The 17,866-nt window shown below is 69.9% G+C and carries 17 protein-coding genes; 5 read left to right on the top strand and 12 right to left on the bottom strand.

Translation table 11 applies throughout. From position 1 onward, the window contains the following. The 3 genes from KW843_RS05685 to KW843_RS05675 all read left to right on the top strand — a co-directional run bounded on the left by KW843_RS05685 (position 1) and on the right by KW843_RS05675 (position 3,333). Positions 1 to 1,398, top strand: coding sequence for a sensor histidine kinase (locus tag KW843_RS05685; RefSeq protein WP_218294093.1), 1,398 nt, complete (start codon positions 1 to 3; stop codon positions 1,396 to 1,398). 23 nt (positions 1,399 to 1,421) lie between these two features. After that, on the top strand, positions 1,422 to 2,477 hold the full coding sequence (locus KW843_RS05680; protein ID WP_370628439.1) for a Bug family tripartite tricarboxylate transporter substrate binding protein: 1,056 nt from the start codon (positions 1,422 to 1,424) through the stop codon (positions 2,475 to 2,477). Positions 2,478 to 2,628: 151 nt separating this feature from the next. Further along, positions 2,629 to 3,333 carry a DUF899 family protein gene (locus KW843_RS05675; protein WP_218294092.1) on the top strand — a complete coding sequence of 235 codons (705 nt, stop codon included), beginning with the start codon at positions 2,629 to 2,631 and terminating at the stop codon, positions 3,331 to 3,333. Positions 3,334 to 3,384: 51 nt separating this feature from the next. On the opposite strand, the gene KW843_RS05670 is transcribed toward KW843_RS05675, so the two are convergent. The 12 genes from KW843_RS05670 to KW843_RS05615 all read right to left on the bottom strand — a co-directional run bounded on the left by KW843_RS05670 (position 3,385) and on the right by KW843_RS05615 (position 13,862). Beyond that, entirely contained in the window at positions 3,385 to 4,893 is a 1,509-nt protein-coding gene (locus KW843_RS05670) for a M14 family metallopeptidase (protein ID WP_218294091.1), read from the bottom strand. A gap of 75 nt (positions 4,894 to 4,968) precedes the next feature. Next, positions 4,969 to 5,181, bottom strand: coding sequence for a DUF2788 domain-containing protein (locus KW843_RS05665; protein WP_044402495.1), 213 nt, complete (start codon positions 5,179 to 5,181; stop codon positions 4,969 to 4,971). Continuing rightward, entirely contained in the window at positions 5,178 to 6,023 is an 846-nt protein-coding gene (locus tag KW843_RS05660; RefSeq protein ID WP_218294090.1) for a DUF2189 domain-containing protein, read from the bottom strand. Before KW843_RS05660 ends, KW843_RS05665 begins: the two co-directional genes overlap by 4 nt. Before the next feature lie 112 nt (positions 6,024 to 6,135). Further along, positions 6,136 to 6,843, bottom strand: coding sequence for an HAD family hydrolase (locus KW843_RS05655; protein WP_255594556.1), 708 nt, complete (start codon positions 6,841 to 6,843; stop codon positions 6,136 to 6,138). A 103-nt stretch (positions 6,844 to 6,946) separates the two neighbouring features. After that, entirely contained in the window at positions 6,947 to 8,005 is a 1,059-nt protein-coding gene (locus KW843_RS05650) for a LacI family DNA-binding transcriptional regulator (protein WP_218294088.1), read from the bottom strand. Continuing rightward, a complete protein-coding gene (locus tag KW843_RS05645) occupies positions 8,002 to 9,021 on the bottom strand; it encodes a 2-hydroxyacid dehydrogenase (protein ID WP_370628437.1) in 1,020 nt (339 codons plus the stop codon). The genes KW843_RS05650 and KW843_RS05645 overlap by 4 nt, the downstream gene beginning before the upstream one ends. After that, complete coding sequence (locus KW843_RS05640) at positions 9,018 to 9,989, bottom strand: sugar kinase (RefSeq protein WP_218294087.1); 972 nt, start codon at positions 9,987 to 9,989, stop codon at positions 9,018 to 9,020. Before KW843_RS05640 ends, KW843_RS05645 begins: the two co-directional genes overlap by 4 nt. Next, complete coding sequence (locus KW843_RS05635) at positions 9,986 to 10,738, bottom strand: sugar phosphate isomerase/epimerase (protein WP_218294086.1); 753 nt, start codon at positions 10,736 to 10,738, stop codon at positions 9,986 to 9,988. Before KW843_RS05635 ends, KW843_RS05640 begins: the two co-directional genes overlap by 4 nt. Before the next feature lie 56 nt (positions 10,739 to 10,794). Further along, on the bottom strand, positions 10,795 to 11,583 hold the full coding sequence (locus tag KW843_RS05630) for an amino acid ABC transporter ATP-binding protein (RefSeq protein ID WP_255594555.1): 789 nt from the start codon (positions 11,581 to 11,583) through the stop codon (positions 10,795 to 10,797). Between the two features lie 48 nt (positions 11,584 to 11,631). Continuing rightward, on the bottom strand, positions 11,632 to 12,438 hold the full coding sequence (locus tag KW843_RS05625) for a transporter substrate-binding domain-containing protein (RefSeq protein WP_218294085.1): 807 nt from the start codon (positions 12,436 to 12,438) through the stop codon (positions 11,632 to 11,634). Between the two features lie 85 nt (positions 12,439 to 12,523). Then, positions 12,524 to 13,177: an amino acid ABC transporter permease gene (locus tag KW843_RS05620; RefSeq protein WP_218294084.1), complete on the bottom strand. Its 654-nt coding sequence runs from the start codon at positions 13,175 to 13,177 to the stop codon at positions 12,524 to 12,526. 13 nt (positions 13,178 to 13,190) lie between these two features. After that, a complete protein-coding gene (locus KW843_RS05615; RefSeq protein ID WP_218294083.1) occupies positions 13,191 to 13,862 on the bottom strand; it encodes an amino acid ABC transporter permease in 672 nt (223 codons plus the stop codon). Positions 13,863 to 14,011: 149 nt separating this feature from the next. Here KW843_RS05615 and hemH point away from each other — a divergent pair, with 149 nt between their 5' ends. Both hemH and KW843_RS05605 read left to right on the top strand, forming a co-directional pair. Beyond that, positions 14,012 to 15,124: a ferrochelatase gene (gene hemH / locus KW843_RS05610; RefSeq protein WP_218294082.1), complete on the top strand. Its 1,113-nt coding sequence runs from the start codon at positions 14,012 to 14,014 to the stop codon at positions 15,122 to 15,124. A gap of 151 nt (positions 15,125 to 15,275) precedes the next feature. Beyond that, positions 15,276 to 17,756 carry a Lon protease family protein gene (locus KW843_RS05605; protein ID WP_218294081.1) on the top strand — a complete coding sequence of 827 codons (2,481 nt, stop codon included), beginning with the start codon at positions 15,276 to 15,278 and terminating at the stop codon, positions 17,754 to 17,756. Positions 17,757 to 17,866 lie beyond the last annotated feature (110 nt).

Raw genomic sequence — 17,866 nt, 5'->3', positions numbered from 1 at the left:
ATGGGCCTGGCCGCACGCCTGCGCCGTGCCAGCCTGTGGCGGCTGCTGGCGTGCCTGCTGCTGCCGCTGCTGGCCGTGGTGACGGGCGTGGAGCTGTGGATGACCCGGCACGACGCGCTGGAGGCCGCCAACGCGGCCTACGACCGCTCGCTGCTGGGCGCGCTCAAGTCCATCGATGCCAACATCTCCACCGCCTCGGGCGGGCTCTCGGCCGAGCTGCCCTACAGCATGCTGGAATTCTTCGAGCTCACGGCCAGCGGACACGTGTATTTCCGCGTGGCATCGTCGGATGGGCTGGTGGAGCTGGGCAACGCCGACCTGCCCCTGCCGCCCGGGCCGCTGGAGCCCGGTGTGCCGCGCTTCTACGATGCGACCTACTTTGGAGAATCCGTGCGCCTGGCCGCCTACCGCCGCGCGATGGAAGGGCCGCCATCCGCCCCCGGGACAAGCAGCGTGCTGGTGCAGGTGGCGGAAAGCACCCAGTCGCGGCAGGAGTTCACGCGCCGCTTCGTCCGCCGCGCCGCGCTGCGCGATGGCCTGGTGCTGGCGCTCATGGTACTGGGCACGGCGGCCACGCTGGCCCTGGCGCTGCGCCCCCTGGCACGCCTGGCCCGCGAGGTGCAGGCCCGCAGCCCTGACGACATGACACCGGTCGCCGGCGCCGAACTTCCCGCGGACATCCGCCCGCTGGTCACCGCCGTCAACCAGCAGATGGCGCGCACGCAGGACCTGGTGGCGCAGCAGCGCCAGTTCCTCGACGATGCGTCGCACCAGCTGCGCACACACCTCACCACGCTGCAGATGCAGATCGACTACGCACGCCGCGAACCCGACGCGGCCCGGCTTCAGGACACGCTGGCAGCCCTGGGCGGCGAGATCGCGCGCGCCACGCGCAGCACCCAGCAGCTGCTGGCCCTGGGGCGCAGCGACACCGCCGCGGTGGAGTTCGCACCCTGCGACCTGGCCTTGCTGCTGCGCACCGTGGCACTGGAGCTGCTGCCGCAGGCCCGCGCCAAGCAGATCGACTTCGGCATCCACACCGCCACGGCCGAACTGGCCGCCGTGGCGGACAGCGGGCTGCTGCGCGAGGCGCTCACCAACCTGGCGGCCAACGCCATCGCCTACACCCCGGAGCAAGGCACCATCACCGTGTCGGCCGCCGGCGACAGCCTGGGCTGGAGCCTGAGCGTGGAAGACAACGGCCCGGGCCTCCCGCCCGAAGAGCGCGACGCCCTGGGCCACCGCTACCGGCGCGGCTCGCAGGCCGTGGCGGGCGGCTCGGGCCTGGGCCTGGCCATCGCCCGGTCGATCGCGGAACGCCACCGGGGCCGGCTGCGGCTGGAGGCCCGCGCCGGCGGCCCGGGCCTGCTGGCCATACTCTGGTGGCCCCGGCCATGAAGAACCCGGCCCGCCACACCGCCATGCAACCCCTTGCCCCCCACCCCTTGCGCGAAGACGGCATGGCCGCGGCCCCGAGCCGCCGGCAGATGCTGGCAACGCTGGCAACGCTGGCGGCCTGGGGCGGCGCCCTGCCCGCGCGCGCAGCGGCCGCGGATGCCTCCACCGAGCCCGCGGAATGCGTCGCGCCCTCACGCCCCGGCGGTGGGTTCGACCTGACCTGCGGCCTGGCCGGGCAGGCCCTGCAGGCCGTGCGGCCCGCGCGCACCCCGCTGCGCACCCGCTACCTGCCCGGGGGCATCGGGGCCGTGGCGTTTGACCAGGTGGCCACCGGGCGCCTGGGCGGCCCGGGCACCCTGGTCGCTTTCTCCAGCGGTTCGCTGCTCAACATCGCACAGGGCCGCTTCGGCCCGCATCCGGTGGGCACCGTGCGCTGGATCGCCACGCTGGGCACCGACTACGGCGTGGTGGCCGTGCACCGCGATGCGCCTTACCAGCGCCTGCAGGACGTGGCTACCGCGCTGCGCAGGGACTCCAACCGCGTGGTGTTTGGCGCCGGCGGCACACTGGGTAGCCAGGACTGGATCAAGGCCGCGCTGCTGGTACGTGCGGCGGGGCAGGACCACAAGCGCATGCGCTTCGTGTCCTTCGAGGGCGGCGGCGAGGCGCTCAAGGCCCTGCGGGGCGGGCACATCGGCATTTTCACCGGCGATGCGGCCGAGGCCCTGCAGGCAGCCGCGCAGGGCGCGCCGCTGCGCGTGCTGGCGGTGCTCTCGCAGGCACGTCTGGGTGGCAGCCTGGCGGGCCTGCCCACGGCACGCGAGCAGGGTCTGGACCTGGTCTGGCCCACGGTGCGCGGCCTGTACATGGCCGCCAGCACGCCCGATGCGGCGGTGCGCGCGTGGACCACCGCGCTGCGGGATGCCTTGGCCGCCCCCGGCTACGCCGCGCTGTGCGCGCAGTACGGCCTGTACCCGTTCGCGCTGACGGGCGCGGCGCTCGAAGATTTCGTGCAGCGCAGCCTGGCGGACTACCGGCGCCTGGCGCAGGACCTGGGACTCCGGGCCTGGGCTCGCTGAGCCGTGTACCGCTCCAACCCGACACGCTCCAGGCGCCCGTGAAGGACTGCGCCTGCACGGGGCCGCAGTTTTTTCCTACCTGCATCAGCCCCCTGCGGCGGCAGAGTGCAAGACCGCGCGCCCACAACCCGCCACGCACTGGAGGAAGCCCATGCCCGCCACACTGAAGCCCGCGGCCGAAATGGCCCGCAACGCGAAGACGCCCTTCCCCGGCGCCTCGGCCGCATACGAAGAGGCCCGCCGCGCGCTGCTGGCCGAGGAGATCGAGTTCCGCCGGCACATGAGCCGCCTGACCGAGCAGCGCCGCGCGCTGCCGCCCGGCCCGGTCATCGCGAAGAACTACCGCTTCCAGGACGAACAGGGGTCCGAGGTGGGGCTGATCGACCTGTTTGGCGACAAGCAAACCCTGATGGCCTACTTCTGGATGTACGGGCCGCAGCGCGAGCGCCCGTGCCCCATGTGCACGAACTGGCTGGGCGCCGTCCATGGCAACGCGGCCGACATCAAGCAACGGGTCGCGCTCAAGGTCCTGGGCCGCTCGTCGGTGGAGCGGCAGCTCGCGTTTGCGCAGGAGCGGGGTTGGCGCGACCTGAACTTCGTGCAGACCGTGGGGGACGACTACGCCCGGGACCTGGGCATCCTGATGCCCGACGGCAGCGAGTACCCGGCGCTGACCATCTTTCGGCGCGACGGCGACAAGGTGCGCCTGTTCTGGGCCAGCGAGATGGCGCGCGAGATGGCCGACCCCGGGCAGGACCCGCGCGATGCGCCCGACATCGCCGCGCTGTGGTCCATCCTGGACCTCACGCCCGAGGGCCGCGGCACCGACTGGTATCCCCGGCTCCGCTACGACTAGGCAGCATCAGGGCATGGGGCGTTTGCATCCCGGCCCGGCCCAGCACCCGCCTCACACCGGCGCCAGCACCCGCCATGCCAGGAATTCACCGCCCGCCACCGGCTCCGGCACGATGCCATTGGCCACCAGGCCATCGTCGCTTTCCGCTTCGCACGCGTACACCGCGATCGCGCCGTGGCGCTGGCCGGTGGGCACCACGCACCAGCCTTGCGGCAACGCGCGCTGCGCCCGGCGGTAGCTTGCCTGCCAGTGCGTGCTGGCCTGCGCCTCCAAGATGGCGGGCCCCGGCACCGCCACGGGCTGCTGCATCACCGGGACTTCTGCATCGAGCAGCGTGCCAGGCGCAACGGCGGCCCGCCGCAAGCCATGGCCCTCCAGCCAGTCGGCCACGGCGGCAGGCACCGCATAGGCCCAGGGCCGCTTCACGGTGGCCACGGGGACGAAGTGCGCGAAATGCGGCACCTGCACGCTGATGGGGGCGCCTTGCAGCGCATAGGGTTCCCGCGTGAGAACCTCCACCGTGGTGCCTGGGATGGGCTGCAATGCATAGCGGATGGCGACCTCGGCGGGCGGCTCGGCACACCCGTCCAGCAGCTGCACGATCTCAGTGCCATGGCCGGCGACGTAGTGCAGTGCCTCGCGCAGCACGGCATACGTCACCGCCACGCGCTCCTTGAAGCTGATGTACGAATAGGCCTCCAGCAGCACGTCGAGCCGATTGGTCAGCCCCCGGTAGTTGCAGCCAAAGCGCGGGTGGTGGGTGTAGGTGATCCAGCCCTGGCCCTGCCCGCCCTCGTCGCGCACGAAGTTGCCATACCAGAAGGTGTCCAGGCCCTCGGTGCGCTTCACCGCGGCCTGCACGGCGGGCATCATGCGTTCGCGCATATAGGCCACGGGCTCGCTGCGGCCCGTGTGCTCGGTGTGGGGAATGTCGTAGGTCAGCGCGAAGCGGTGGATGGAGCCGTTGGTGGCGTGGCAGTCCAGCGTGAGGTGGGGGTTCCAGGGCTGGCACACGCGCGTCTGCAGCAGGCGCATCTCGGGAGCCTGATGGCGCATGTAGTCGCGGTTGAGATTCACCCCCGCCGCATTGTTGCGCGTGCCCACGAGCGCCGGGCCGTCCTGCCCGCGCAGGTGGGCAACGTCCAGCGGGCGGTTGTCTGTGCCCAGCCGGTCATTGCCGTCGGGGTTGAACAGCGGCACCACCACCACGGTGCAGTGCGAGAGCACGTCGCCGTGCTCGCCGCGCAGCAGGTCGCGCACCAGCATCAGCGCGGCCTCCTTGCCCTCCACTTCGCCAGCGTGGATGCCGCACAGTATCAGCACCACGGGCAGGCCGCTGGCCTGCGCGGCCTGCGGCGTGAAATGGCCTTGCGCGGACAGCACCAGCAGCGGCAACAGGCGGCCCTCGGGCGATGCGCCGAAGTCCGCGACATGCAATCGGGCATCCCCCAGCGCCGCCAGGCCGCGCACGTACGCCATCACGTCGGCGTGGGTCGATGTCTCGGTGTAGCCGCTGGTTTCAGCGCGGGTGAGCAGGGAGGGGGCGGAAGGCAAGGACATGGGCGAGGCGGTCGGTAGATCGGTCCATCACCTTACCTCACTGCGGCCGTGTCACGGCGCCGATGCGCTGCGGCCTTACCGCTCCAGCCACCACTGGATCACGACCTTCGCCAGGAACCCGAGGAAGCCCACGCCCAGGCCCAGGAACAGCACGAAGGTGCCAAACCGGCCGGCCTTGGACTCCCACGCGAGCTGGCCGATGATGAACAGCATGTACAGGATGAACGCACCCACGCCATAGGTGAGGAAGAAGCCCGAGATCTGCGCCTCGGTGAAACCGAAGATCACGGCGCCACCCCGCGGTTCTGCGTGGGCGCTGCCGCCCCCCGCCCGGGCAGGCTGGAGGCATCGACCAGATCCCGGTAGGCATGCCAGCTCGCGTGGCCCAGCATGGGCATGACGGCGATCAGCCCCAGCAGCAGCGAGCCCAGGCCCAGCAGCGTGAAGCCCAGGATCAGCGCCGCCCAGAACGCCATCGGCAACGGGTTGCCGATCACCGCCTGCCAGCTGGTGAGCACGGCCTGCAGCAAGGTGGCGCGCCGGTCCAGCAGCAGGGGCATGGCCACCACGCTGGAGGCGAAGATCGGCGCCGCCATGAGGCTGCCCAGCGCCAGCCAGATCTCGAACAGCCAGCCCTCGCGGGCCAGTACCACATGGCGCAGGAAATCCAGGGGCGTCTGGATGGGCACGGGCGCCAGCAGCGTGATGAGCGCCGCCGACGTCATGACCCAGCCCGTGGCCGCCAGCGCCAGCAGGGCGCCGAACTGCACCATGCACCAGTAGTCGTTGCCCCATTTGTTGACGTGGCTGTCCTGCCAGTTCAGCCAGGTCTTGAGCACCACGCCCAGGTTCGCGGGCTCGCCACGCTCCAGCGCGCGGCTCAGCGCATACAGGCTGGTGGCCAGCACCGGGGCTATCACCAGAAAGCCCGACAGTGCCCCGGCCAGCAGCCAGAACCTGTGGTGGGCCACCGCGAAGATCGTCGCGCCAAAAAGCGCCAGGGCCAGGCCGTGGGCAAAGCTGATCCAGCCCGCGCGGGCCATGTCGCGCCAGGCCAGGACGAGCCAGGTCATGGGCTGCATGAGGCCGATGGTGCGGATGGCGGGCAAGGCGGGAGGGTTTCTCGGCATGGCCTGCAGTGTGGCCGGATCGGTGACCGGGATCAAGCCGGCACACACCGCGGCGTGCCGGGCCCTTGACCTGGGACAAGAAATTGCCCCCGGATAGCGTGGAGCGCGCGGGCTACGCCGTCAGCAGCCGGCACAGCTCCGTGAGATTGCTCACGGTGGCATGCGGCGGGGTGTCGTAGGGCCAGGCGGCCTCGGCGGGATTCAGCCACACCGCCTGCATGCCGGCCTCCATGGCGCCCCGGGCGTCCAGCGTGGCATCGTCGCCCACATGCAGCACCGCGTGCGGCGGCACCTGCAGCGCCTGGGCGGCCGCCTGGAAGATGCGGGCATCGGGCTTGGCCACGCCCAGCACCGATGCGCTCAGGCTGTCCTTGAAGTAGTGGCCGATGCCCACCTTGTGGATGTCGGCGTTGCCGTTGGACACCGCCACCACCGGGTAGCGCGACGACAGGAAGGCCAGCGCATCGTGCGCATCGTCGAACAGCGCCACGCGCTGGCGTTCGGCAAAAAACAGGTCGAACGCGGGCTCGGCCAGCGCGCCGTCATCGCCCGCCTGGGTCAGCGCCAGGCGGATGGATTCGCGGCGCAGCGCGCTCAGGTCGTGCTGCAGGTCGGGCCGCAGGTTCACCATCTGGTTGCGGATGGCGCGCAGCGCCTCGGTGCTCTGGAACAGGCGCGCGGTGGCGGGCGCATGCTCGGCCATCCACTGCAGCAGCACGGCTTCGGCGCGCTCGATGGTGGGCCAGATGGGCCACAGCGTGTCGTCCAGGTCGATGGTGACGGCGCGGATGCGGGGGATGTCCAGGGAGGGGGTCGGCAAGGGGGCGCACCTGCAAAAAACAGCGTGGAGGCGGAAGGCCCGGTGGGATGCCGGGCGGCGGCCGCACAGCATACCGCAGCGCCTGTGCGCACGCCCTTCGGGGTCAGGTGCCCAGCGACGACCCGCGCACGATGAGCGTGCCGGGCAACAGGTTTTCGCGCACCGGGCCCTGCAGGCCGCCGATGCGCTCCAGCAGGCACCGGGCCGCGCGCTGGCCGATGGCATCGGTGGGCTGCGCCACGGTGCTCAGGCCCGGCCGGATCAACGGTGCCCATTCCGGGTCGTCGAAGCCCACGAAGCCCACCTCCAGCCCGAAGGTCCAGCCCAGGCGCGACACCGAGGCCGCCACGCGCAGCGTGACCACGGAATTGCCTGCGACCACCGCGCAGCGCGCGCCCCGCCCCGCACGCTGGCGAAAGGCCGCCAGCGCCTGGGCCAGCGCGTCCTCGCCCTCCTGCTGCGCATCGATCTCCAGCACATCGCCGCGCACATTCCTGCCCTGGGCCGCCACGCAGGCGCGAAAGGCCGCCGTGCGCTCCAGGCGCGAACTCACACCCTGCAGCGGCTGCGTGACATAGAGCAGGTCCTGCCAGCCTTGCTGCACCAGGTGCGCGCAGGTGTCGCGCATGGCGGCTTCGTTGTCGAGCGCCACGAAATCCGCCGCCAGGCCCGCATGGCGGCGATCCACCAGCACCGCGGGCTTGCCGTGCAGGGTGGTCACGTCGGCCAGCCCCTCGCCCTGCCCCAGCGTGTTGAGGATGAAGCCGTCCACCTGGTAGCTCGCCAGCGCATCGATGGCGGCGCGCTCGCGCTCGCGGTCGTTGCCCAGGTTGAACAGCATCACCAGGTAGCCCGCCTCCTGGCACGCCTTTTCGGCGCCGCGCAGCACGGCCACCGAATACGGATTGGTGATGTCGGCCACCACCAGCCCGATGAGGCGCGAGCGGCCGTGGCTGAGCGCCTGGGCCATGGGACTGGGCACATAGGCCAGCTTGGCGATGGCGGCCTCGACGCGCGCGGCGATGTCGGGGCTGAGCAGGCGCTCGCGGTGGTTGAAGTACCGAGACACCGTGGCCTTGGACACGCCGGCCTCGGCCGCCACATCGGCGATGGTGGGGCGGGCGCGGGGCGTGGTCGATGGTGCGGGTGTCGGTGAGGTCATGCTTGCGCGGCGTTATACACGGCGGCGGGCCGCTCACCGGCCAGCGCCTGCAGCAAGCTGGTGGTGGCAAGCAGCGCCATGGCGTGGCGCGTGCCGTGCGTGGCCGAGCCGATGTGCGGCAGCGGCGTCACGCGCGGGTGGGTGCGCAGGGGCGAGTCGAGCGGCAGCGGCTCGGTGGCAAACACATCCAGGCCCGCCGCGCGCAGCGTGCCGTGGTCGAGCGCGTGCAGCAGGTCCTGCTCCACCACCGTGGCGCCGCGCCCGCCGTTGATGAAGATGGCGCCGGGCTTCATGGCGGCAAAGACGTCGGCGTTGACCAAGCCCCGCGTGCTGCCAGACAGCGGCAGCATGGCCACCACAAAGTCGGACCGCGCCAGCAGCTCGGCCAGCGGCACGTGCGCAGCCTTGCCCACCAGTTCAGGCGCCGTGGCGGCCAGGTCCACCGGCCGGCGCGCGTGGTAGACCACGGGCATGCCAAAGCCCAGCGCCGCACGGCGCGCGATGGCCTGGCCGATGCGGCCAAAGCCCAGCAGCCCCAGCGTCTTGCCATGCACATCGCTGCCGAACAGGTCTTCGCCGATGTTCCTGGTCCAGCGTCCCTCGCGCACCAGCTGCGCCAGCTCCACCACGCGGCGGCTGGTGGCCATGAGCAGGGCGAACACGGTGTCGGCCACGGTTTCGTCCAGCACGCCGGGCGTGTGGCACAGCACGATGCCGCGTGCCTGCAGCGCATCAAGGGCGTAGTTGTCCACGCCCACCGACACGCTGGAGACCACTTCCAGCCGGGGCGCCCGCGCCAGCAGCGCGGCATCGACGGGGTAGCTCGACCCGATCAGCCCCTGCGCCTGGCCGAGCGCCGAGTCGAACAGGGCACGCTCTTCGGGCTTGCGCGGGTTGGCCACCGTCACGTCGTGCAGGGCCTGCAGGCGTGCCAGCTGGTCGGGCGGCAGTTCACGAAAGACCAGCACCTTCTTGCGCTCAGGCTTGCGCTCCACCACCGAAGCAGACGCGCTCACAGGCCTGCCTCCTGCAACTGAGCCCGCGTGGGCAGCCCTTCGGTGTCGCCCAGCACCTGCACCGCCCGCGCGCCAATCCAGGCGCCGCGGCGCACGGCGGCGGGCACGGGTAAGCCTTCGAGCAGTGCGCTGATGATGCCCACCGCAAAGCCATCGCCCGCGCCCACGGTGTCCACCACCTGGGCCACGGGCACGCCGGGCACGCGGCCGGTGCCGGCCATGTCGCTGTCGTAGTAGGCGCCCTCGGGCCCGAGCTTCACGACCACCAGCCTCGCGCCGCGCTCGCGGTAGAAGCGCGCCACGCCTTCGGGCGTGGTTTCGCCGGTCAGGAACACGCCCTCTTCCAGGCCCGGCAGCACCCAGTCGGCATAGCCGGCCAGGGTGTTGATCCAGTGGCGCATGGCCTCGGGCGATGCCCAGAGCGTGGGGCGCAGGTTGGGGTCGAACGAGATGGTGCGGCCCGCGGCGCGCGCGACCTCGAGCGTGCGGATGGCTGCCTGCAGGCTGGTGTCCGAGATGGCCGCGAACACGCCCGTGGCGTGCAGGTGGCGCGCGGACCGCAGCCAGGGTTCGTCCACATCGGCCGGGCCCATCTGGCTGGCGGCCGAGCCCTTGCGGTGGTATTCGACCTGCGGGTCGCGCCCGTCGGTCACGCGCTCCTTGAACTGAAAGCCCGTGCGCTGGGTGGCATCGCACACCACGTGCGAGCAGTCGATGCCCTCGCCGCGCATGGCGGCCAGCAGCGCGCGGCCCATGGAGTCGGTGCCCAGGCGACTGGCCCAGCCCACCTTCAGGCCCAGGCGCGCCAGGCCGATGGCCACATTGGTCTCGGCCCCCGCGGTGCGCTTGTGAAACCCCGTGGCGTTCTCCAGCGGGCCGGGCTCGTTGGCCACCAGCAGCAGCATGGCTTCGCCGAACAGGGCCACATCGAATGCGGTGCCGCCGGATCTGGAAACAGCGTCGCTCATGCAGCACCTCGCACCGCACGGATGAAGTCCACCTGCCCGCGCGTAACGGCCACCAGGTCGTCGCCCACCAGCGGGTACTCGATGGCATGCGGCACATCGGCGGGCAGCGCGCGCAGCACGGCGCGCCAGGGCGCCACCGACTCCGCCAGCGGCACCGCGATCCACTTGGCCGGCAGGCGCTGCACGCCCTTGCAGTGCACGTAGCGCACATGGGGCGCCAGGGCCTGCGCGGCCTGCAGCGGGCATTCGCCCTGCCAGTGCCAGTTGCCCATATCGAAGGTCATGCCCAGGTCGAGCCCGGCCTGCGCCTGCGCCTGCGCGGCAAAGAATGCCTGCAGGGCGGCGAGCGTGCCTGCGGTGGCGGTCTGGTCGTTTTCGATCACCAGTTCCACCTGCGGGGTGGCGGCCAGCAGCGCCTTGAGGCGCTGCAGCGACGCCTCGGACCGCGCGCCAAAGCCGCCGATGGACATCTTCAGGCGCGGCGCGTGCAGCACCTGCGATGCATGAATGCCGCGCTGCAGGGCGGCTTCGTCCAACTGGCCCTGCACGGTCCACAGGCCCTCGGGACTGGAGTACACCGCGGCCAGGCCCGCCAGCGCGGGCAGCTCGGTGGCCGCGTCGCGCAGCAGCTCGCCGCGCACTTCCACGCCGTCGGCGCCCGCCTGGCGGGCCAGGTCGGTGCACCACAGCTGGCCGTGGCGTCCCGTTTCGGCCGCGCCGAAGGAGGACAGGGAGATCAATACCTTCATGGATGTTCTTTCAAGCCCGTCAGCCGGGCTTTCGTCAACGTGCGGCCACCACGGCCTCAGTGCGCGTGGTGGGAGCTCAGGATCTGGCCGAGGAACTGACGCGTCTTCTCATGCTGCGGCTGGCCGAAGAACTGCGCGGGCGGCGCCTGCTCCAGGATCTTGCCGTCGGCCATGAAGATCACGCGGTCGGCCACGCTGCGCGCAAAGCCCATCTCGTGCGTCACGCACAGCATGGTCATGCCGTCCTCGGCCAGGCCGATCATGGTGTCCAGCACTTCCTTGACCATCTCCGGGTCCAGCGCCGACGTGGGTTCGTCGAACAGCATCACCTTGGGGGCCATGCACAGCGCGCGCGCAATGGCCACGCGCTGCTGCTGCCCGCCCGACAACTGGCTGGGGTGCTTGTGCGCCTGCTCGGGGATGCGCACCCGCGTGAGGTATTTCATGGCGACCTCTTCCGCTTCCGCCTTGCCCATGCCGCGCGAGCGCATGGGCGCCAGCGTGCAGTTCTCCAGGATGGTGAGGTGCGGAAACAGGTTGAACTGCTGGAACACCATGCCCACCTCGGCACGCACGGCGTCCACATTCTTGCCGCCAGCGGTCAGCTCAATGCCGTCAACCACGATGCGACCCTTTTGCACCGTCTCCAGCCGGTTGATGCAGCGGATCAGCGTGGACTTGCCCGAGCCCGACGGCCCGCAGATCACGATGCGCTCGCCGGCCCGCACCGACAGGTCGATGTCGGTCAGCACCTGAAAGCTGTCGTACCACTTGTTGACCCCCTCCATCGTGATGATGGGGGGTGCACCGGCGGTGGTCTTCGTCGTCGTGACTGCGTCCGTCATTGTCAAAGGCTCCTGGGGTGGCTGGGGTTCACGCTCAAGCGATATGGGTTATTGCAGCTTGGGCAGATCCGCGCCCAGCCACTTCTGATACAGCTTGTTCAACTCGCCGTTGGCCGTGTTGCGCGCCACGAAGTCGTTCACCGCCTTGGTCAACTCGTCCTGGCCGGGGCGCAGGGCAATGCCCATGGCCTGCTGCAGCAGGTTGAATTTGTTCTCGAAGGTGTTGGCGGGCACGCGCTTGGCGATCTGCGCGGCCACGGTGACCGAGCAGCCGATGGCATCGACCTGGCCGGAGATCAGTGCCTGCATGGCCGATGCGTCGTCGTCGAAGCGGCGGATTTCGGTGCCCTCGGGCGCGGCCTTGGTCACGGCCACATCCTGCGTGCTGGCACGGGCCACGCCCACGCGAACGCCCTTCAGGTCCGCCGCGCTCTTGATGGCGCTGCCCGTCTTGCCGTACAGCACGATGGTGGCGGCCGCATAGGGTTGCGAGAACTGCACCTGCTTGGCGCGCTCGGGCGTGATGGCGAGCGACGCCACCAGCACGTCGACCTTGTTGGTCAGCAAAAACGGAATGCGGTTGGGGCCGGTGACGGGCACGATGTTGGCTTTGACGCCCAGCTCCTTGGCCAGCAGCTTGGCCACGTCGGCGTCGTAGCCGTCGGGCTGGTTCTGCGCGTTGGTCGTGCCGTAAGGCGGGAAGTCCACCAGCATGCCGATGGTGAGCTCGCCCTTCTTCTTGATGTCGGCCACGGACTGTGCCGAGGCCAGCGGCGCAAAAGCCGTGAGCGCGGCGCCCAGGCCCAGTGCGGCCAAGGCGGTGGTGACGGTGCGGCGGTGCAGGGAAAAGGTCATGGCATGTCTCCAGGTAGTGGTTATGAACGAGAGATAAAAAAGCAATGAATGAACGAAGACGCTGTTGGTGTTGGCGGCGATGCCGTCAGCGCGCCAGCGCCCGGGCCCGCTTGCGCTCCATGCGCGCGGCCAGCAGCGACAGCGGCCAGCAGATCACGAAGTACAGCGCCGCCACGGTGGTGAACACATGCAGCGGCTGGAAGGTGGCGTTGTTGATGATCTGCCCGGCCCGCGTGATCTCGGTGAAACCGATGATGGCGGCCAGCGATGTGCCCTTGATGATTTGCACCGTGTAGCCCACGGTGGGCGGCAGCGCGATCTTGAAGGCCTGCGGCAGCACCACGAAGCGCATGCGGTTGATGTAGCTCAGGTTCAGGGCCTGCGCGGCCTCCCACTGGCCGCGCGGCACCGCCTCGATGCAGCCGCGCCATATCTCGGCCAGAAACGCCGCGCTGTTGAGCACCAGCGCCACGCCCGCCGCCACCCAGGGGTTGATGTCCAGCCCCAGCACCGGCGCGCCGAAGAAGATCAAAAACAGCTGCAGCAGCAGCGGCGTGCCCTGAAACACCTGGATGAACACGCGCGACGCATTGCGCGCCACAGCGCTCTCGGACGTGCGCGACAGCGCCACCACCAGGCCCAGCAGGGCGCCGCCGACGAAGGCAATGGCCGACAGCGCCAGCGTCCACTGCGCGGCCTGCAGGATGAAAAGGAATTCGGAGAGTCCGAAGGTACGCATGGTCCGGGTCTCCTTAGCGGCGGTCGGGGTAGTTGAGCGCGCGCTGGTAGATCAGCTTGAACAGCGCAGAGAACGACAGCGCCAGCACCAGGTAGATCAGCGCCACCACGATGTAGATCTCGAAACTGCGGAAGGTCTGCGACTGCAGGTTCGCCGCCACCGAGGTCAGGTCGTCCGCCGAGATCACCGACACCACGGCCGAGCTGAGCATCAGCAGGATGAACTGGCTGGTGAGCGCGGGGTAGATGGCCTTGAGCGCGGGTTTGAGGATGACGAAGCGAAAGATCTCCCAGGGCTTCAGGTTGAGCGCCTTGCCCGCCTCGATCTGCCCCTTGGGGATGGACTCGATGCCCGCCCGCACGATCTCTGCCGCGTAGGCCCCCAGGTTGACCACCATCGCCGTCAGCGCCGCGGTGTAGGGCGACCAGCGCAGGCCGATGGACGGCAGCGCGAAGAAGAAGAAAAACAGCTGCACGATGAACGGCGTGTTGCGGATGACCTCGATGTACGCGTTGATCAAGAACCGCAGCCACGCCGGCCCGCCCGTCTTGCCCCAGGCGCAGAACACGGCCACCACCAGCCCCAGCACCGTGGCCGTGAGCGACAGCTGCACGGTGATCCACGTGCCTTTGAGCAGCAGCGGCCACGCGGCGAAAACGGCGTCGAACTGGAACTGGTAATTCACGGCGTGGGTGGTTCGGAGTGGATGCGCAGAGTTTATGAAACCGGTTTCACAACCACATCGGGGATTACCCGAGCGCCCCAAAAACAGGCGCCGGGCCCACATCCAACCCCCAGCCCCCACCAGGCACCACGCGTGGGCGAAAATGCCGCATGCCCTCCTTCCGCCCCGAACCCCCTTACACCCACGGCCAGGCCGAGCGAACCGCAGTGCTGCTGTGCAACCTGGGCACGCCCGACGCCGCCACCGCGCCCGCCGTGCGGCGCTACCTGGCGCAGTTTCTGGGCGACCACCGCGTGGTGGAGATCCCCAAGCTGGCGTGGCTGCCCATCCTGCACGGCATCATCCTGCGCACCCGCCCCGCCAAGTCGGCCGCCAAGTACGCCAGCATCTGGACGGCCGAGGGCTCGCCCCTGGCGGTGTGGACGGCCAAGCAGGCCACGCTGCTGCGTGGCTGGCTGGGCGAGGCCGGGCACGCGGTGCTGGTGCGCCACGCCATGCGCTACGGCAACCCCTCCATCGACAGCCAGCTCGACGCCTTGAAGGCCGAAGGCGCCACGCGCATCCTGATCCTGCCGCTGTACCCGCAGTACTCCGGCACCACCACGGCCAGTCTGTTCGACGCGGTGTACGCCTGGGCTGCACGCACCCGCCACGTGCCCGAACTGCGCTTCGTGAACCGCTACCACGACGCCCCCGGCTACATCGACGCGCTGGCCCGCACCATCGAAACCCACTGGAAGCACCACGGACAGCCCGACCAGCTGGTGATGAGCTTTCATGGCGTGCCCGAGCGCACCCTGCACCTGGGCGACCCCTACCACTGCGAGGCCCGCAAGACCGGCCGCCTGCTGGCCGAGCGCCTGGGCCTGCGCGCGGAGCGCTACCGCATCACCTTCCAGTCGCGCTTTGGCAAGGCCAAGTGGCTGGAGCCCTACACCCAGCCCACCATCGAGGCACTGGGCAAGGCCGGCACGCGGCGCGTGGACGTGGTGTGCCCCGGCTTCACCAGCGACTGCCTGGAGACGCTGGAAGAAATCAACATGGAAGTGCGCGAGGCCTTCTTGCACGCGGGCGGCAAGGAGTTCCACTACATCCCGTGCCTGAACGACAACAACCACTGGATCACGGCCCTCAGCCGGGTGGCGCAGCAGCACCTGGCGGGCTGGCCCACCGAGGCGCCCACCGCCGCGGCGCTGGCCGATGCGCGCAGCCATGCGCAGGCAGGGGGCGCACCTGCCGGGCCCTGCCCTGTGTCTCATTGACTGGTCACTATAATTTTTATAGCTACTAGCGCTTATCCATCAGGCGCTAGCGGCCATTTTCATTCAAATTCTGGAGACAGCAGCCCCTGACAACCGCGCAGCTTGCGCACCCCAACACGCTGGCCTGCCCTCTCCCACCCACCCTGTACCGATGCCCGCCTTCGCCCTCGCCCCCCACCAGCTGCGGCTGACGATCGACCCCGCCACGCTGGGCTTTGCCAGCACGGCCGAACTGCAGGACCTGCCCCTGCCCTGGATCGGCCAGGAGCGCGCGCAGGCCGCCGCCCAGTTTGGCCTGGGGCTGCACCAGCCCGACTACCACCTCTTCGTGCTGGGCGAAGTGGGCAGTGGGCGCGCATCGCTGCTGCGCCAGGCCATGCAGACTGCTGCGGCAGAACGCGCCGTGCCGCCCGACCTGTGCTACCTGCACAACTTCGACAAGCCCGACCACCCCCTCGCCCTGCGCCTGCCGGCGGGCCAGGGCCGGCAGTTGCGCCAAGGCATGGCCGACATGGCCAAGAACCTGCAGGCCGATATCCCCAAACACCTCGCAGCAGCCGCCTTCAAGGCCGACGCCGAACGCATCGAGAAAACCTGGCAAGCGCAAGAGAGCGAGGCCTTTGCCGTGCTGGACGCGTTTGCCGAGGCGCGCCAGTTCCGCATTTCGCGCGAAGGCGGGCAGATGGTGTTCACCCTCACCGGCCCCAAAGGCCAGCCGCTGACAGAAGCCGAAGCCCGCGCCCTGCCCCGCGAGCGCCGCGCAGAGATTGACGCCGCCGAGCACGCCTTGCGCACCGAGATCGCCCGCTTTCTCGAAGCCACCCGCCCGCTGGAGCGCGCCCGCGACGACGCTCTGATTGCCCTGCGCCGCCACTCCATCAAGCCCCTGGTGGAACACGCGCTGCACGACATCCGCCAGGGCCTGCGCAAGCAGATCAAGGACACCGTCAAGCTCACGCACTGGCTCGACCAGGTGGAGCATGCGGTGCTGGACCACATCGGCCTGTTCGAGCCCGGCGATGCGGAGCAGAACGCCGACGCCGAGGACGACCGCAAGGATGCACTCGATGACCTGCTGGCCCGCTGCCAGGTCAACCTGGTGGTGGACAACCACGGCCGCACGGCCGCGCCCGTGGTGGTGGAAGACAACCCCACCATGCGCACGCTGTTTGGCAGCATCGAGCATGGATCGGACGCCGACACCGTGCAGGCCGACCACACCGGCATCCATGCGGGCAGCCTGCTCAAGGCGCACGGCGGCTTCATCCTGCTGCACCTGCACGACCTGGCCGCCGAAGAGGGCCTGTGGCAGCGGCTGCGCCGCTTCCTGCGCTGCGGCCGCCTGCAGATCGACGAGCCGAGCGGCGGCCCCGGCCATGGACCGGGGGGCGGGGCCGCGCTGCAGCCCGAGCCCGTGGACGTGGATGTGAAGATCGTGCTGATCGGATCGGTGGACGAGTACTACGCACTGCAGGATGCTGACCCCGACGCCGCGCGCCGCTTTCGCGTGAAGGTGGATTTTTCAGACCGCTTTGCCGCCACCCCCGCCACGCACCAGGCCACCGCCATCCTGGTGGCGCAAGTCTGCAAGAAGCGCGGCCTGCCCCACTTCGGCCCCGACGCCGTGGCCCTGCTGCTGGAGCAAACCCACCGCGAGGCCGACGACCAGCGCCGCCAGAGCGCGCGTTTTGCCCACACCGAGGCGCTGGCCATCGAAAGCGCCGCCCTGTGCAAGGCGCGCGGCGGCACGCTGGTGCGGACGGCCGATGTGCAGGCCGCCCTGGCCGCCCGCACCCAGCGCCACAACCAGCCCGAAGAAGAGCTGCACGACTCCATCACCGAGGGCGAGCGCCTGATCTCGCTGGCAGGCTCCATCACCGGCCAGATCAACGCCATGACGCAGATCGACCTGGGCGACTACCGTTTCGGCTTCCCCGTGCGCATCACCGCGCGCACGTTTGCCGGGCAAGAGGGCCTGCTCAACATCGAGCGCGAGGTCGATATGTCCGGCCCCATCCACGACAAGGGCGTGCTCATCCTGCACAGCTACCTCACCGCGCTGTTCAGCCACGTGGCGCCGCTGGCGCTGAATGCGTCCATCGTGTTCGAGCAGGAATACAGCGGCGTGGAAGGCGACTCGGCCTCGTGCGCCGAGCTGTACGCGCTGCTGTCCAGCCTGTCAGGCCTGCCGCTGCGCCAGGGCATCGCCGTGACCGGCGCGCTCAACCAGCACGGCGAGGTGCTACCCGTGGGCGGCATCAACGAAAAGATCGAAGGCTGGTTCCGCGCCTGCAGCACCGCAGGGCTCGACGGCACGCAGGGCGTACTGATCCCCGCCCGCAACCAGCGCCACCTGATGCTGGACCGCAGCGTGCTGGACGCGGTGGAGCGCGGGCTGTTCCATGTCTACACCATGGGACATGTGAGCGAGGGGATTGCGCTGCTGACGGGCGAAGCGTCGGGGATGAGCCCGGCAGAGTTGCTGCAGGTGCAGGCTGATGAGCTGGCCGACCGCGCTACCGCCGTGGAGGACACCGTGATGCAGCGGGCGGAGTTGACGCTGCGCGCGTACCGGCGGGCTTGTCAGATCGCAGGGACTGCGCGGAGGGGGCGAGGAGCGCGGGGTCGATAGATGGGTCAGTGGCCCACGAGATCAAATACTCGGGATTCTGGCTGCTAGCAGCGGCTGCGGTCAGTCATGGCGAGGACTCGTACGACAGCCACGGCTTGAGGCAGTCCACG

The sequence above is a fragment of the Acidovorax sp. sif1233 genome (genome assembly GCF_019218755.1).
Taxonomy (GTDB): domain Bacteria; phylum Pseudomonadota; class Gammaproteobacteria; order Burkholderiales; family Burkholderiaceae_C; genus Acidovorax.
The sequence above is the reverse complement of the archived record's forward strand: the minus strand, read 5'-3'. Positions and strand labels throughout refer to the sequence as shown.